General features: G+C 49.1%; 15 protein-coding genes. 10 read left to right on the forward strand and 5 right to left on the reverse strand.

What is annotated here, in order from left to right; all coding sequences use genetic code 11:
- Positions 1-4: 4 nt before the first annotated feature.
- On the reverse strand, positions 5-685 hold the full coding sequence (locus tag B2Q61_RS07360; RefSeq protein WP_290619172.1) for a TorF family putative porin: 681 nt from the start codon (positions 683-685) through the stop codon (positions 5-7).
- A gap of 221 nt (positions 686-906) precedes the next feature.
- On the opposite strand from B2Q61_RS07360, the gene rpe reads away from it, so the two are divergent.
- The 10 genes from rpe (at position 907) to speD (ending at position 10,375) form a co-directional block, all read left to right on the forward strand.
- Entirely contained in the window at positions 907-1,584 is a 678-nt protein-coding gene (rpe, locus tag B2Q61_RS07365; protein ID WP_290619168.1) for a ribulose-phosphate 3-epimerase, read from the forward strand.
- Between the two features lie 76 nt (positions 1,585-1,660).
- Positions 1,661-2,665 carry a tryptophan--tRNA ligase gene (gene trpS, locus B2Q61_RS07370; protein ID WP_290619165.1) on the forward strand — a complete coding sequence of 335 codons (1,005 nt, stop codon included), beginning with the start codon at positions 1,661-1,663 and terminating at the stop codon, positions 2,663-2,665.
- Between the two features lie 33 nt (positions 2,666-2,698).
- On the forward strand, positions 2,699-3,313 hold the full coding sequence (locus tag B2Q61_RS07375) for an anthranilate synthase component II (protein WP_290619163.1): 615 nt from the start codon (positions 2,699-2,701) through the stop codon (positions 3,311-3,313).
- Positions 3,310-4,425, forward strand: a complete 1,116-nt coding sequence (locus B2Q61_RS07380; RefSeq protein ID WP_290619161.1) for an HDOD domain-containing protein — start codon at positions 3,310-3,312, stop codon at positions 4,423-4,425. Before B2Q61_RS07375 ends, B2Q61_RS07380 begins: the two co-directional genes overlap by 4 nt.
- A 289-nt stretch (positions 4,426-4,714) precedes the next feature.
- Positions 4,715-5,932, forward strand: a complete 1,218-nt coding sequence (locus B2Q61_RS07385; RefSeq protein WP_290619159.1) for an aspartate aminotransferase family protein — start codon at positions 4,715-4,717, stop codon at positions 5,930-5,932.
- A 115-nt stretch (positions 5,933-6,047) separates the two neighbouring features.
- A complete protein-coding gene (gene astA / locus B2Q61_RS07390; RefSeq protein ID WP_290619157.1) occupies positions 6,048-7,067 on the forward strand; it encodes an arginine N-succinyltransferase in 1,020 nt (339 codons plus the stop codon).
- A 13-nt stretch (positions 7,068-7,080) separates the two neighbouring features.
- Positions 7,081-8,550: a succinylglutamate-semialdehyde dehydrogenase gene (gene astD, locus B2Q61_RS07395; RefSeq protein ID WP_290619155.1), complete on the forward strand. Its 1,470-nt coding sequence runs from the start codon at positions 7,081-7,083 to the stop codon at positions 8,548-8,550.
- A gap of 107 nt (positions 8,551-8,657) precedes the next feature.
- On the forward strand, positions 8,658-9,008 hold the full coding sequence (locus B2Q61_RS07400) for a DUF3802 family protein (RefSeq protein WP_290619154.1): 351 nt from the start codon (positions 8,658-8,660) through the stop codon (positions 9,006-9,008).
- A gap of 84 nt (positions 9,009-9,092) precedes the next feature.
- Positions 9,093-9,521: an OsmC family protein gene (locus tag B2Q61_RS07405; protein WP_290619149.1), complete on the forward strand. Its 429-nt coding sequence runs from the start codon at positions 9,093-9,095 to the stop codon at positions 9,519-9,521.
- A 47-nt stretch (positions 9,522-9,568) separates the two neighbouring features.
- The gene (gene speD / locus B2Q61_RS07410; RefSeq protein ID WP_290619147.1) at positions 9,569-10,375 is read left to right on the forward strand and encodes an adenosylmethionine decarboxylase; all 807 of its coding nucleotides are present in this window, start codon (positions 9,569-9,571) and stop codon (positions 10,373-10,375) included.
- A gap of 21 nt (positions 10,376-10,396) precedes the next feature.
- Here speD and B2Q61_RS07415 read toward each other — a convergent pair whose 3' ends face one another.
- The 4 genes from B2Q61_RS07415 to B2Q61_RS07430 all read right to left on the reverse strand — a co-directional run bounded on the left by B2Q61_RS07415 (position 10,397) and on the right by B2Q61_RS07430 (position 15,291).
- A complete protein-coding gene (locus tag B2Q61_RS07415) occupies positions 10,397-11,293 on the reverse strand; it encodes a phosphoribulokinase (RefSeq protein ID WP_290619145.1) in 897 nt (298 codons plus the stop codon).
- A gap of 71 nt (positions 11,294-11,364) precedes the next feature.
- Positions 11,365-13,158, reverse strand: a complete 1,794-nt coding sequence (locus B2Q61_RS07420; RefSeq protein ID WP_290619143.1) for an ExeM/NucH family extracellular endonuclease — start codon at positions 13,156-13,158, stop codon at positions 11,365-11,367.
- A 6-nt stretch (positions 13,159-13,164) separates the two neighbouring features.
- Positions 13,165-14,454 carry a phosphoribosylamine--glycine ligase gene (gene purD, locus B2Q61_RS07425; protein WP_290619141.1) on the reverse strand — a complete coding sequence of 430 codons (1,290 nt, stop codon included), beginning with the start codon at positions 14,452-14,454 and terminating at the stop codon, positions 13,165-13,167.
- 12 nt (positions 14,455-14,466) lie between these two features.
- Positions 14,467-15,291, reverse strand: a complete 825-nt coding sequence (locus tag B2Q61_RS07430; RefSeq protein WP_290619139.1) for a class I SAM-dependent methyltransferase — start codon at positions 15,289-15,291, stop codon at positions 14,467-14,469.
- Positions 15,292-15,451 lie beyond the last annotated feature (160 nt).

Genomic DNA, 15,451 nt, shown 5'->3' on the forward strand with positions numbered 1-15,451 from the left:
GCACTCAGAAGCCTTTAGAAACGGTGAATATGACCCGGCTATCACACAGAGTACAGTTGTCAATATCGGTATCGACGTACGCAAGGCTTAAACCCGCGCCTAATACCTCAGTACTTAAACCAATACCCCAGTCGAGATAGCTAGCTGCACTATCATCATATTCGTTATGGCCGACATGTAAATCCAGTGCCAGGTTATCAGTAAGCGCATAGCTGTAGCCAGCATACAAATAAAAGTAAGTACCCGCATTGGCATAATAATCATCACTGTAGGCAATGCCAAACGTAACATCCTCGTAAGAAAGCGCCCCATAAAGCTCATAAAAATTTGAACCAGCAAACTCAGTATTCGGGTAACCATAACGCATTACGCCAACATCCACCGACCACTCGTCGTTCAAAGCACCGCTCCAACCGAGCATAACATCAAACTCAAGGGTTCCCTGGCCTCCAAAATCAACGCTGGAACCCCATACCGACACATAAAAGCCAGACTCGTCACTGAGGGTTAAGCCCCCCTGGATCGCTGGCGCTTCGTCGGTTTGTGAAATACCACGAAAAGCATAGTCAGAGGTAAAGGTGATATCACCACTCAGTTCAACGGCATGGCTCTGAGTACTGGTGCTGGCCAGGCCAAACAGTAAACTTGCGGTAACTAAGCTGGAAAGTGTCGTTGTCAATTTCATTAGTGTTGCCCTTATGTTTATTCCCTGAGTAATTCATTCCAATAAGCATGCCAAATGAAATAAGGTAATAAATACAGTGCATTAAGTAGTCCAGTTTAAATGTTAAACCATTAAATGCGCTTTGCTGGTGCGTTGCTGCCTGTTTTTTGTGCAGCTTACAGTACGTGCTTTTTTACAGCTAATTCAGTAAAGTCAGCATTTATGATTTGTGGAGCACAGCTATGTTGCCTTATTTAATTGCCCCCTCAATTTTATCTGCAGATTTTGCCAGGCTCGGGAGCGAGGTTGACAATGTGCTGGCCGCCGGGGCAGATGTTGTTCATTTTGATGTGATGGATAATCATTATGTGCCCAACCTGACGATAGGCCCGATGGTTTGTAAAGCGTTACGTGATTATGGCATAACGGCGCCCATCGACGTGCACCTGATGGTAGAACCGGTGGACAGCCTTATTCCCCAGTTTGCTGAAGCAGGTGCCAGTATTATTTCGTTTCATCCGGAAGCATCCCGCCATATTGATCGCACCTTGCAACTGATAAAAAGTCATGGTTGTCAGGCTGGTCTGGTATTTAACCCTGCCACACCATTAAGCTATCTGGATTATGTAATTGATAAATTAGACGTTATTTTGCTGATGTCGGTAAACCCTGGCTTTGGTGGTCAGAAGTTTATTCCAGGTACGCTGGATAAGCTGGCACAAGTTCGCAACATGATTGACGCAACAGGCTTACCCATCCGCTTAGAGGTGGATGGCGGTGTTACTCTGGATAATATTGGCGATATTGCCAAAGCAGGGGCAGATATGTTTGTCGCCGGTTCGGCCATTTTTAATAGTGCTGATTATCGGCAGACGATAAACACTATGCGCCAGAGCCTGGCAGCGGTCCGTAGCAAATAATTTACTGCGGGCAGGGGCCGCTTGCGGCTATAATGCCGTTCTTTTTTATGTTTTAACCGAGGACAGTGAACTCATCATGAGTAGCAAACCAATAGTATTAAGTGGCGCTCAACCTTCAGGACAACTTACCATTGGTAACTATTTGGGCGCACTGCGGCAATGGGATCAAATGCAGGATGCCTATGACTGTCTGTATTGTATCGTCGATTTACACGCCATAACAGTGCGCCAGGATCCGGTAGCCCTGCGCAGCGCTTCTCTGGATAGCCTGGCGCTGTATCTCGCTTGTGGTATCGACCCGGCGCGCTCGGCAGTGTTTATGCAATCGCATGTGCCAGAGCATAGTCAGTTAGCCTGGGTATTGAACTGTTATACGCAGTTTGGCGAGCTTGGCCGGATGACCCAATTTAAAGATAAGTCGGAGCGACACAATAATAATGTCAATGCTGGCTTATTTACCTACCCGGTATTAATGGCGGCCGATATTCTGCTGTACCAGGCCAATCAAATCCCTGTAGGCCATGACCAGAAACAACATTTAGAATTAGCCCGCGATGTTGCTATGCGTTTTAATGCAGCTCATGGTGCCGTGTTTACCGTACCCGAACCCTATATTCCACCGGTTGCGGCCCGGGTAATGAGTTTGCAGGACCCAACGAAAAAGATGTCGAAGTCTGATGAAAATCCGTGGAATTTTGTTGGTTTGCTGGAAGATCCAAAAATGATCAGCAAGAAATTCAAAAAAGCGATGACCGATTCAGAAGATCCGCCGCGGGTACGTTTTGATATTGAAGCTAAACCGGGCGTAGCTAATCTGCTCAGCATTTTAAGTGGAGTGACCGGTAAAACAGTAACTGCCCTGGAAGCCGAATATGAAGGAAAAATGTATGGGCATCTTAAAGGTGACGTTGCGGATGCTGTTATCAACTTGCTGGAGCCGGTACAAAAAAGCTTTACCGAGTTGCGCGCAGATTTACCGACCTTGCAAAAAGTAATGCGTGCCGGTGCAGAGAAAGCGCGCAGCAGAGCAGTTACTACGCTTGCCAGAGTAAATGACGCGGTAGGTTTCGTTGCACCCTGATAACATAACGTGGCGGTATCTGTGGAGCCAGGCATGTTGTTAATGATCGACAATTACGATTCATTTACCTGGAATTTGGTGCAATATTTTGCTGAGCTCGGTCAGCAGGTACTGGTAAAGCGTAATGATGAGATCAGTGTCGCTCAGATGGCTGCACTGAAACCGGCATATGTGGTGATATCGCCTGGTCCGGGTACCCCCGATGATGCCGGCGTTAGTCTGGCTGCTATTGAATATTTTGCCGGTAAGGTGCCATTGTTGGGGGTTTGTCTGGGTCATCAGGCGATTGCTCAGGTTTTTGGTGGCCAGGTGTGTCGGGCGGCTAAAGTTATGCATGGTAAGAATTCTGACATTTATCATCAGGGGCAGTCGGTTTTTGCCGGGTTGCCCAGCCCGTTAGCCGTAACCCGCTACCATTCTCTGCTGGTTGCCGCTAACAGCCTGCCAGCAGAGCTTGTAACAACGGCCTGGACTAATGAGCCAGATCAGCCAGCCGAGATAATGGGGTTAATGCATAATAAGATGGCGATACATGGGGTGCAGTTTCATCCCGAAGCTATTTTAAGCGATTCAGGTAAAGCAATATTGAATAATTTTCTTCAACAGCCTGGTGCTGTGTCAACTGGTACGTTGGTTACTAGCCGATGAACAAACAGGCCGAGCCTTTAAATCAGCAGTTCTGGGACGACTTTATCGGCGTTAATCCTCAAGCTACCCGTTTGCAGTATCAGGTTAAAACAGGCTTACCAACGACCCGTAAATTGTTAGCGGTAGATGCACAAGCGATGCAGCAACGCCTGGCTGGACAGCAAGCCAGGCAGCAGTTCATTGAGTTCGCCCAGGCTCATATGCATGACCAGGTTGCCGATCAACTTTTTCAGCGGCTGGGAAACATATCACTGGTCAGCGCTTCTATCTTTGACCTGGGTGAAAATTATCATCGGGTACTGGATATACTGGCTCACAAAGCAGTTACTATTAACCAGCTGGACCCGTTAATCAGCCAGGTTGACTGGTTGCAAGAGGATCTACTTAAACTGGTTAATCAACCGCAATATCGTAATCGCACGGCTTCCGGTTCACTGATTAAAGATGTTAAAACAGCATTGCGCTTTCTGGGTGTAGAAAGCCTGCAAGTGATTATACCGGTATATGGCATGCGTCGTTGTTTACCGCATGCTACTGATCCTTTTGTCGGGTTGAAAACCAGGCTCTGGGATTATACCCTGGCATGCGCTATCGCTGCCCGAACCCTGGCAGAAGATAGTGCCGAGCTGCCCTATGCTGCCTTTTGTATAGGCTTATTTCATCCACTGGGTCATATCGTGGTAACCCGAAATTACCTGCGAACCTATCAGCAAACAAAACAAGAAGAGCTGCTAAAAGCCAGAGACGAGCGCAATAACGAATTGACCGATGCACTGGATGGCCTGGAGCCCGATGCCAGTTTCTTAAGTAATAGTTTATTGGAGTTCGCTGATATTCTTAGTGCTGATATCATTTCCCGCTGGTCGCTGCAACATTTGCCTCTGTGTCAGACCTTAGATCAACTCGCTGAAGGAATAGGCTTTAATGGCATTAGTCCGCTGGGGCGTCTGGTGCAGCAGGCGCAGGTGTATGTGCAGTGGCTGCAGTTAAAAGCGGCTGGCAAAGCCACTGAACAGGATGCCGCCGCCTGGTTTTCGGCAGTAAATTTAACTGAAGATCAGCTTAATACTCTGGAAAAAACCGATTTGAAGCGCTTAAACATCGATCTATAACATTTTTTTTGACCATATTCATGCAAACCGGAAATACAGCCAGCCAGGCATTATCTGGCCAGCTCCAGCTTGACCGGTGGTCCAGAAATGTTCTGGCTAGCGTAATGTCGTTTGCTTAGTTATTCAGTTCAGTTGCAAATCTATCTGTACCCCTTGATTTTTCTGGCTTTAGCGATTTTTGCTGACAAGACAACGGCCCCAAAACCTGTAATAATGCCTGGATAATAACTGGCAGTGGCAGGGTAATTCTGCGCCGCAAACCAACCCGCTCAATATAGAGGAAAGGAACATGACAACAGACATTGCAGTAAACCGGGCCTTATTTGATGAAGTGATGGTACCTAACTACGCCCCGGCAAGTGTCATCCCGGTGCGTGGTCAGGGCTCACGGGTTTGGGACCAGGACGATCGCGAATATATCGATTTTGCCGGCGGCATAGCCGTCAGCAGTCTGGGCCATTGTCATCCGGCACTGATTACCGCGCTGAAGCAGCAAGCTGACAGATTGTGGCATCTGAGCAATGTTTTGACCAATGAGCCGGCATTGCGTCTGGCGAAAAAGCTGGTCGATGCCACGTTTGCTGATAAAGTGTATTTTGCCAATTCCGGTGCTGAAGCGAACGAAGCGGCCTTTAAATTAGCGCGCCGCTGGGCACTTGATAAATTTGGTGAGCAGAAACAACAAATTATCTCTTTTGGCAAAAGTTTTCATGGTCGGACATTCTTTACGGTAACCGTAGGTGGTCAGGCATCTTACTCTGATGGTTTCGGCCCGAAGCCCGGTGCTGTGCAGCATGCAGAGTTCAATAATCTGGACAGTGTTAAAGCGCTGATCTCAGACAACACCTGTGCCATTGTAGTTGAACCCATTCAGGGCGAGGGTGGTATTATTCCGGCTGAACCAGCTTTTTTGCAGGGTTTGCGGGATCTATGTGATCAACATGATGCGTTACTGGTATTTGATGAAGTTCAAACCGGGGTGGGCCGCACCGGCAAATTGTATGCCTATATGAATTATGGTGTCACGCCGGATATTTTAACCACGGCGAAATCGTTGGGTGGTGGTTTTCCGATTGGCGCTATGCTTACCACTACAGCTATTGCCAGCCATTTAAAAGTCGGCACCCATGGTAGTACCTATGGTGGTAATCCCTTGGCCTGCGCCGTTGCTGAGGCCGTTATTGATACCATTAATCAACCGCAAGTCATGCACAATGTACTGCGCAATGAGCAGATATTCCGCGAGTGCCTGCAACAGATAAACGACCAGGATCAGATATTTTCAGAAGTGCGGGGACAAGGTATGTTACTCGGGGTGGTATTGAATGAAAAATACCGTGGCAGAGCACGTGAATTTTTCCTGGCAGCAGCTGATCACGGCTTAATGGCATTAGTGGCCGGGCCCGATGTCATCCGTTTTGCACCTTCACTGGTTATTACCGAGCAAGACATCCGGGAAGGCATGCAACGTTTCGCTGCCGCAGTGAAACAGGTTGTGGCAGCGTAATACCGATAACACAGTAGATTGAAATAAGCGGCATAAAGACCGCCACTACATGAAGCACAGCGGGCTGCAATAGGGTGTCCCGCCAGGTTATAAAGCAAAAATGGAGTAAGCGACGATGATGGTGATTCGCCCAATCCGAGCGGATGATTACCCGGCGCTCTATCAGATGGCGGTTGAGTCGGGGCATGGTTTTACCTCGCTACCGGTCAACGATGAGCTGCTAATGCGTAAAATCAGCCGTTCAGAGCAATCGTTACAAAAAAAGGTTAGCAGCCCTGGTGATGAAGGCTACTTATTTGTCCTGGAAGACACTAGCAATGGTGATGTGTGTGGCACCAGTGCACTGGAGGCAGCAGTAGGCCTGGATGATGCGTTCTATCATTATCATCTGGGCAAGGTAGTGCACAGCTCGCGCTCGCTCGGTGTGTACAAAACGGTTGATATTCTGACGTTATGCAACGACTACACCGGGGTCAGTGAACTGTGTACCTTATTTTTACGGGAAAACCGCCGCGAAAAAAATAACGGTCGCTTGCTATCTAAATCACGTTTTTTATTTATGGCTGAGTTTGCAGAACGCTTTGCCGACCGGGTTATTGCAGAAATGCGGGGTGTGTCTGATCAGAACGGCCATTCACCATTCTGGCGTTGGTTGCAGGAACACTTTTTCTCGGTAGACTTCCCGACCGCAGATTACCTCACGGGTATAGGTCAGAAGGTGTTTATTGCCGAACTTATGCCAAAATATCCGATATATGTCAGCTTGTTAAGCAAGCAAGCGCAGCAGGTCATTGGCAAAGTGCATGATAAAACCCGGCCAGCGCTGGCGTTATTGCAATCCGAAGGCTTTTCAAACCGCGGCTATGTCGACATTTTTGATGCGGGCCCGACAGTGGAAGCGAGGGTAGAGCATATCCGTTCAATTCGGTATAGTCGTAAGCTGCAGGTGCAGATTGGCACACCGGGGCCGGATAGTCAGCCCTATTTAATCTGCAATACCAACTTAGAACAATTTCGTGCAACCTGGCTGGCGCTTACTGTGACTGAGCATAGCGATCAGGTTGTATTGCCACAGGACTGCGCCGATGCTTTGGGAGTAAAAGCCGGTGAACACGTCAGATTAACCAGAATATAAGCAGGGGTAAAACATGAGCCACGCAGCGCAATTTATCAACGGCCAATGGCTGGCAGGTGAGGGCAAGTCTTTTTCATCGCTTGATCCGGCCAAGAACCAACAGGTCTGGCAGGGTGAAGCCGCCACTGCAGAGCAAGTCGACGCCGCTATCAATGCTGCCCGTGCAGCACAATACAGCTGGGGCGACCTTAGTTTTGACAACCGGGTAGCAGTGGTTAAACGGTTCGCTGAACAACTGGCTGCTAATAAAGAAGAACTTGCACTATGCATTGCCAGAGATACCGGGAAAGCGCTGTGGGAAAGCCGGACTGAAGTGGCAGCGATGATTGGCAAAGTTGATATTTCAGTGCGGGCCCATGAAGAACGTACCGGCACTAAAGAGAACCCAATGCCACAGGGCCGGGCTTTTGTCCGGCATAAACCTCATGGGGTTGTTGCGGTATTTGGCCCTTATAACTTTCCCGGCCACTTACCCAATGGCCACATTGTGCCTGCGTTGTTGGCCGGTAATACGGTGGTTTTTAAGCCATCAGAGTTAACGCCAATGGTGGCCGAGCATACGGTAAAACTATGGGAACAAGCCGGCTTACCGGCCGGGGTGCTTAACTTGCTTCAAGGCGAAGTAGATACCGGTAAAGCGATTGCCAGTCACGAAGGTATTGATGGCTTGTTCTTCACAGGCAGCTCACGTACCGGTCATTATTTACATCAGCAATTTGCCGGTAGACCAGAGAAAATTCTGGCGCTGGAAATGGGCGGTAACAACCCGCTTCTCGTGCAGGATATCAGCGATATAGACGCTGTGGTTCACGATATAGTGCAGTCAGCATTCATCTCAGCGGGCCAACGCTGTACTTGTGCCCGCAAGCTGTTTTTACCAGCGAATGCACAAGGTGACGCTATTCTGACCCGCTTGATTGAAGTGACCCGCAATATTAAAACCGGCTTGTATGATGCAGATCCTCAGCCCTTCATCGGCGCTATGATTTCAGTAGCTGCGGCCAAGGGTATGCGTGCCGCCCAGCAAAAACTGCTTGAGTTAGGTGGTGAAGTACTGGTTGAACTGCAGCATTTGCAAGACGATACCGGATTGGTATCGCCCGGTATAATTGAATGCAGCAATGTCAAAAACTTCCCGGACGAAGAGCATTTTGGCCCGTTGTTAAAAGTGTTCCGTTTTAATGACTTCGATGCCGCTATTGATGCCGCTAACAACACCAGTTTTGGATTGTCTGCAGGCTTACTAAGTGACAGTCAGGAGCTGTATCAGCACTTTTACCGCCGGATCAGAGCCGGTATTGTTAACTGGAACCGGCCAATTACCGGTGCCAGTTCGGCTGCCCCGTTTGGTGGCATCGGCGGTAGCGGTAACCATCGTGCCAGCGCATATTATGCGGCTGATTACTGTGCTTATCCGGTCGCCTCAGTTGAGTTAGATCAGGTGTCGATGCCAGAACAATTGTCACCAGGTCTGAACTTTTAACGGATAAAATCGGGGCTGCGGCCCCGAGTTGTTTTCTTACCGACATTTTGCTTAAATTGCGCTATTGTAATGTTTTTAACCGCAAGCAATTCAGGTAACCCATTCGTATGGTGACTGATCAACCTGGCTACGAGCATCTTATTCAGTTTTTGACTGAACATTTAGCATTGTTTACCGAAGAGGGGACGGTGTTGGCCAATGGCAAGGCCATTGGGGTCATTTTAGAAGAGCGCATTGCTGAGCAAATTATCACCTTGTGTACTCAGCACACTGAGCTGGAAATAAACCATCGAAGTATGATAATTCGCGAAGTTGACGGCATTATGTATGACTTTCAGGAAGTGCTGAGCAGCGTGTTGGAAAAAAAAGCCACCGCCGAGCAGGCTGAGTTGATAAACGAAATCGCATTGTTAATCAAAAACCTGTTTGACAGTGCCATCGCCAGACTAATGGATTAGCGCCACAGCATCAGGATAAAAGCTGGCTACCTGTCCTATATTTCCGTAGAATATCCAGCCTGAAATTTCATGCCGGAGCCGGATATGCAAGCGAAAGTCAGTTGGGTTGATAACCTGAGTTTTATTGGCCGCTCAGCCAGTGGCCACGCAGTGGTATTTGATGCGAATAGTGACGATAGTACTGCGCCTAGTCCGATGGAGATGGTGCTGATGTCGGCGGGTGCCTGTTCCTCAGTTGATGTGGTCAGCATTTTAAAAAAAGCCCGTCAGCAAGTGCTCGGTTGTGAGGTTGAGTTAACCGCAGAGCGTGCGGATAGCGTGCCAAGAGTCTTCACTAAAATACACCTGCACTTTGTGGTGTCCGGCCATGATCTTAGCGAAAAACAAGTTGCACGGGCGGTAGAGTTATCTGCGGATAAATATTGCTCTGTGTCGATTATGCTGGCCAGCAGTGTTGCTGTAAGCCATTCCTTTAGTGTTAACAATGCAAGCCAGACTGTCGCGTCTGAGTAATTGCCTGATAAACAATACAGCGAAAGTTGTAGTGGAGAGCGCAGAAATTGGTAAAGCCTTTCGAAAAATTGAAACTGCATGGGTTTAACAACCTGACTAAAAGCTTAAGCTTTAGCTTATACGATATTTGTTATGCCAAGACCGAGCAGCATCGTCAGGAGTATATCGAATATATAGACGAGCAATATAATGCCGACCGTCTGACAGATATATTAACTGAAGTGGTTGATATCATCGGTGCAAATGTGCTGAATATTGCCCGGCAGGATTATGATCCACAGGGTGCAAGCGTTACTATTCTGGTTAGCGAAGAACCGGTTCTGGTTGACCCGGATAATTCAGAGAACCCAGGGCCCTTGCCGGAAACCGTGGTAGCGCATTTGGATAAAAGCCATATTTGCGTCCATACGTACCCGGAAGTACACCCACATGACGGTATCTGTACTTTTAGGGCAGATATTGAAGTTTCTACCTGTGGTATTATTTCACCGTTAAAAGCGCTTAATTTTCTGATCCATAGTTTTGAGTCGGACGTGGTCACGATAGATTACCGGGTTCGTGGCTTTACCCGCGATATCAGTGGTACCAAGCATTATATCGACCATCCGATCAGTTCTATACAGAACTTTATGGAAGTTGATACCAAGCAGGCATTCCAGATGATCGACGTTAACGTTTATCAGGAAAATCTGTTCCATACTAAGATGATGTTAAAAGAGGCTGATTTAAATAACTACCTTTTTGGTATGGGCACCGACAGCATGACAGCTGATGAGCAAAAAGCGATCAGTAAGAAAGTATTTAAAGAAATCCGGGAAATTTTCTACGGCCGTAATTTACCTGAAATGAAATAACCCTATGCCCAGGCAGGCGGGTTATTTACCTAACCAGTCTGCCTGGCCTCTGGCCTGGCGCCGCTTTTGCATTATCGCCTCAATCAATGGCGTTAAAATCAGCTCCATCGCCAGTCCCATCTTACCTCCAGGCACCACCAGAGTATTAACCCTCGACATAAAAGAGCCGTGAATCATTCGCAGATAGTACGGAAAATCAACGTGTTTAATGCCGCGAAAACGGATGACAACAAAGCTTTCGTCCAACGATGGAATATCTTTGGCACTGAACGGGTTTGAAGTATCTACTGTGGGTACCCGCTGAAAATTAATATGAGTACGGGAAAACTGCGGCGTAATATGATTGATGTAATCATCCATACTGCGCACGATACTGGCTTGCACTGCTTCACGGCTGTGGCCACGTTCTGAGGTATCACGGATGATTTTCTGGATCCATTCCAGATTGACTATCGGTACCATACCTATCAGTAAATCGACATGTTGCGCGACATTATGTTGTTCGGTTACCGCACCGCCATGCAAGCCCTCGTAAAACAGCAGGTCAGTGTTGGCGCGCAAGTCTTGCCATGGCGTAAAAGTGCCAGGCAACTGGTTATAAGGCACGGCCTCATCAAAGGTATGCAGATAATGTCGGATCCGGCCGGTACCCGTTTCGGCATAACTGGCAAAAAATGTTTCTAACGCACCAAAATCGTTGGCTTCAGTTCCAAAGTAACTGATGTAGCGCCCTTGTTCTTTGGCTTTACGCATGGCCAGATCCATTTCTGGCCGGCTGAAACGATGAAAACAATCGCCTTCGACAAATGCCGCATCTATGCCCAACGTACGGAAAATATGCTGAAAGGCAATTGTCGTCGTGGTAGTGCCGGCGCCAGAGGAGCCGGTGATCGCAATGATCGGGTTTTTATGAGACATAGGCTGCGCCGGTAAAATATTCTGGCATTACCATAAAGCAACACCGCTACCGGCTGCAACCGTTATCTGGTTTATTGAAAACGGAAGGTTACAATAACCGGGTCATGATCTGAGGAGCGATATGGCGTGGCGCCATATAATCGTTGCTGTGCCTCTGCCGACTTATAGCGGCTGCTGTAATCCAGTAATACGGGTTCATCTGCGTTGATTGACCAATGTTCAAGCGTGCTCAGATATGCAGCCAGTTCTGGGCTAGCCAGCGCATGGTCTAATGAACCGCTGCGACCGCGAAATGCATAGGAAAACCCAGGGTTCTGCTCGTCATGCAGATAGTGCCAGCCCGCCTGCTCCAGCGCCCGCACCGGATCTTCCATCCGGTAGGCATTTAAATCACCCATAATTAAACTATGCGCACTGGTGGTACCGGTTGGATTAGTGGCCAGCCACTGACTCAGGGCTTTACTGGCTCCAACCCGGGCAGCGTTCCAGCAAGCCTGGCCATCGTTCTGGTCTGCCTGCAGCTGATATTGTGGGCTATCATCGCGCGGGCAACTTCCTTTAGATTTAAAATGGTTCACCGCAACGGTCAGCGTTTTACCACTGGCAAGGTGTTGGAAGGTCTGAGCAACAGGTGCCCGGTTAAGACGGTTAAATGGTGCTGCAGTTTGGGTGGCCGCGACGCCCGCTTCGCTGATTGCTGACGGCCGGTAAATCAGCCCCACTTTGATCGCATCTGTGCCTGGCGTTTGAGCTGTTTCAACAATGGCGTAAGGTTTGGTCGCGACTTCATTTAAGGCCGCAACCAGCGTAGCAATAGCGCTGCCACTGCCGTAACCGTTATTTTCTAACTCCAGCAAACCGATAATGTCAGCATCCATGGCTGCCAGGGCGCTGATCAGTTTTGCTTGCTGACGGGCTAAATCTTCCTGGGTACGGGCACCGCGGCGGGTAGGAAAGGGTTCTGCCTGGCCATGGCCGGTAAAAAAATTCAGCACATTAAACACGGCTACCCGTAAGTCGTCAGGTTGTTTTGCCAGCGGGGCGGCAGGCCTGGGGTTAGTGTTGATAAACTGTGGAATATCGGTAGGGATCAGCCGGTAACCACGTTCATCCTGAAACAGAAACCCATTAACACCGCGCACTGTGTCACCTAAACGTACACTGTTGTCTGCGGTTAAGCCACTTGGTGGGTATGGCGTTGGCTCTGGGTTTTCCTGCCAGCTGCCATCGTCCAGCACCAACATTCGACGCAGTTGTTGCTCGCCATACTGGTTGGCCTCAGTGCCAGGCAGTTTAATTTCGGTCGGCACGATTAAACGTTCGTCAGCCAATATCAACTCGCCATAGCGACCCAGTTGATAACTGTCAGTTACAATCAGATCCTGGGGAAAACTCAACCACATGCCCTCCAGTGCTTCGAAGTTAAGTTGATCACTAAGTGGCAACTTGACAGCAGTGGCGCTAAGTTGCGGTTCGCCAGCGCAGCGGGAGACATGACTTATGTCTGTCAGCGAGGTTAAATCATTAATCTCAGCAACTGTTCCTTGCAACAGCAGGACATCACCCTGCTGATAGTCACTTGCCTCAGCCAGCTGAATAAACAAGCCCTCTGATGTTTGCTGGTCATCATCAGCGTTCAGGCTTTGCAGCATCAGACCCGGTAGTGGGGAGTCAGGATAAACGTTGGCAATCACAGCGCCGCGAGTCACTACTTGCTGACCCAGCAAAGGGCTTTGCTCAGTATTACCCTGAATAACAGCAATTGCCTGATAAGCGCTATCGCAGTTTAACGTTTCAGGTTTGCTGCACGCTGTCAGACTTAACAAAACAGCGACCAGCGGCATTAACATTTTTAGGCGCATCATTTAACCTTATTGTTTTTGTTCACGAGCTACTGCCCGATAACCGATATCGCTGCGGTAAAACATGCCGTCCCAGCTGATATGACTGGCCAGCTGATATGCTGCCTGCTGTGCGGCGCTGACATTTGCCCCCAGGGCAGTGGCACAAAGTACCCGCCCACCGTTAGTCAGCACTTTACTATCTTTAAGCGCTGTACCGGCATGAAACACTTTAGCAACATTGGTATCAATACCATCCAGCCCTTGAATTTCTGCGCCTTTGGCATAGCTATCCGGGTAACCCCCTGCTGCCAGTACCACGCCCACAGCCGCCTGCTCTGTGAAGTTAATTGTTGTCTGGTCAAGTTTACCGGCAACCGCTGCCTGGCATAATGCAACCAGATCAGATTCCAGCCGCAGCATAATCGGCTGAGTTTCCGGATCACCAAAGCGACAGTTGAACTCCAGTACCTTGGCTGAGCCGTCTGGCGCTATCATCAACCCGGCATATAAAAAACCGGTAAACACATTGCCCTCGGCAGCCATGCCCCGTACCGTTGGATAAATAACTTGCTGCATTACCCAGTCGTGAACGTCAGGGGTTACCACGGGTGCGGGTGAATAGGCCCCCATACCACCGGTATTAGGGCCTTTGTCGCCATTGTCACGGGCTTTATGATCTTGCGATGAAGCAAAGGCCAAGGCATGTTCGCCGTCGACCATCACGATAAAAGACGCCTCTTCGCCGTGTAAAAACTCTTCAATCACTACCCGGCTGCCGGCATCACCAAATTTATTCCCAGCCAGCATATCGTCAACTGCAGCAAAGGCCTCTGCTTCGGTTTGGGCAATAATAACGCCTTTACCGGCAGCCAGGCCGTCCGCTTTAATCACAATAGGCGTGCCCAGTTGTTTGACAAAGGCTTTGGCCGGGGCAATGTCGGTAAAGTTTTGATAAGCGGCGGTGGGAATGTGATGGCGGGCCAGAAAGTCTTTGGCAAAGGCTTTCGAGCTTTCCAACTGCGCGGCAGCCTGAGTAGGACCAAAAATCGCCAGGCCATTTTTGCGGAAAATATCAACCACACCCTTGGCCAGTGGGGCTTCAGGCCCAACAATAGTCAGCTCAATTTGCTGTTCACTGGCAAACGCCAGTAACGCCGCCACATCATCGGCGGCAATATCGACATTGTGCAGGTTTGCCTCACGGGCGGTGCCGGCATTGCCGGGTGCCACGAAGACCTGGCTGACCAGAGGAGATTGCGCTGCCTTCCAGGCCAGGGCATGTTCGCGGCCGCCGCCGCCAATTACCAATACTTTCATCGGGATTTCCGTTTATTGTGCAACAGGTTTACGAAACTTTAAGGTCATACGATCGCTCTCACCAATCGCCTGATATTTTGCTTTGTCTTCCTCTCCCAGCCGCATCACGGGTGGCAGTGTCCAGACACCACGCGGATGTTCTGCGGTATCTTTAGGATTGGCATTTATCTCGCTGCTTTGTTCCAGTACAAAACCGGCTTGCTCTGCCAGGGTTATGGCCAGTTGCTGCGGAAAATAACCACTTTTGGTCCAGTCGCCGTCGGCTTGATCAGCCGGTAAGCGGTGCTCAACTACCCCCAGCACGCCACCTGGCTTTAATGCAGTATAGAAATCTTTAAAAATGGTCACCATGGCCTCATCACCACCCTGACCGTACCAGTTGTGCAGGTTACGGAAAGTCAGAACCACATCTGCACTGCCGGCAGGGGCAATATCACCGCTGTTGCCTGGAGCAAAGGCTGTCAGCTCTACCCGGCTGTAGATAGGATTAGCTGCCAGTTTTTCTTTAAATGCTGCCAGGTTTCTTTTGTAATAATCGGAACTGCTATCGGCAGGAAAATGCGCGGCATAATATTTACCATGCGCTGCCAGCAATGGTGCCAGAATTTCAGTGTACCAGCCGCCGCCTGGGGATATTTCAACAACAGTGCTGTTGGGTGTCACTTCAAAAAATGCCAGGGTTTGCACCGGATGGCGATATTGGTCACGGTTTTTGTTTTGTTCGCTGCGGACATGATGATCTGCTGCTTGTTGCAGCGCATCGGTGGTGCTATCTGCCAGAACCGGCAGGGCCAAGAGTATTGCTGATAACGTTATAACTTTGCTAAGTGTTTTCATCTTCAGGCTCTCTTTGTTAAAAGTCGCGCTAGTTTAGCAAAGCAGTCGCCGAATTGCAGTGATTATCGATAATAGGCGATAGACGCATTTAGATGGCCAGACTGCTAAATTTCAATCAACAAATGGTAAGGCCTATGCTAGAATGCCAGCCTTTTTGATT

This window comes from Arsukibacterium sp. UBA5043 (genome assembly GCA_002415085.1).
In the GTDB taxonomy this organism is placed as follows: Bacteria; Pseudomonadota; Gammaproteobacteria; order Enterobacterales; family Alteromonadaceae; genus Alishewanella.

Coding starts and splice junctions, on each gene's coding strand:
- B2Q61_RS07430 (WP_290619139.1), bottom strand. CDS start 15,291: ATGAAAACACTTAGCAAAGTTATAACGTTATCAGCAATACTCTTGGCC.
- B2Q61_RS07375 (WP_290619163.1), top strand. CDS start 2,699: ATGTTGTTAATGATCGACAATTACGATTCATTTACCTGGAATTTGGTG.
- B2Q61_RS07420 (WP_290619143.1), bottom strand. CDS start 13,158: ATGATGCGCCTAAAAATGTTAATGCCGCTGGTCGCTGTTTTGTTAAGT.
- purD (WP_290619141.1), bottom strand. CDS start 14,454: ATGAAAGTATTGGTAATTGGCGGCGGCGGCCGCGAACATGCCCTGGCC.
- B2Q61_RS07360 (WP_290619172.1), bottom strand. CDS start 685: ATGAAATTGACAACGACACTTTCCAGCTTAGTTACCGCAAGTTTACTG.
- B2Q61_RS07380 (WP_290619161.1), top strand. CDS start 3,310: ATGAACAAACAGGCCGAGCCTTTAAATCAGCAGTTCTGGGACGACTTT.
- B2Q61_RS07415 (WP_290619145.1), bottom strand. CDS start 11,293: ATGTCTCATAAAAACCCGATCATTGCGATCACCGGCTCCTCTGGCGCC.
- B2Q61_RS07400 (WP_290619154.1), top strand. CDS start 8,658: ATGGTGACTGATCAACCTGGCTACGAGCATCTTATTCAGTTTTTGACT.
- B2Q61_RS07405 (WP_290619149.1), top strand. CDS start 9,093: ATGCAAGCGAAAGTCAGTTGGGTTGATAACCTGAGTTTTATTGGCCGC.
- trpS (WP_290619165.1), top strand. CDS start 1,661: ATGAGTAGCAAACCAATAGTATTAAGTGGCGCTCAACCTTCAGGACAA.
- astD (WP_290619155.1), top strand. CDS start 7,081: ATGAGCCACGCAGCGCAATTTATCAACGGCCAATGGCTGGCAGGTGAG.
- astA (WP_290619157.1), top strand. CDS start 6,048: ATGATGGTGATTCGCCCAATCCGAGCGGATGATTACCCGGCGCTCTAT.
- B2Q61_RS07385 (WP_290619159.1), top strand. CDS start 4,715: ATGACAACAGACATTGCAGTAAACCGGGCCTTATTTGATGAAGTGATG.
- rpe (WP_290619168.1), top strand. CDS start 907: ATGTTGCCTTATTTAATTGCCCCCTCAATTTTATCTGCAGATTTTGCC.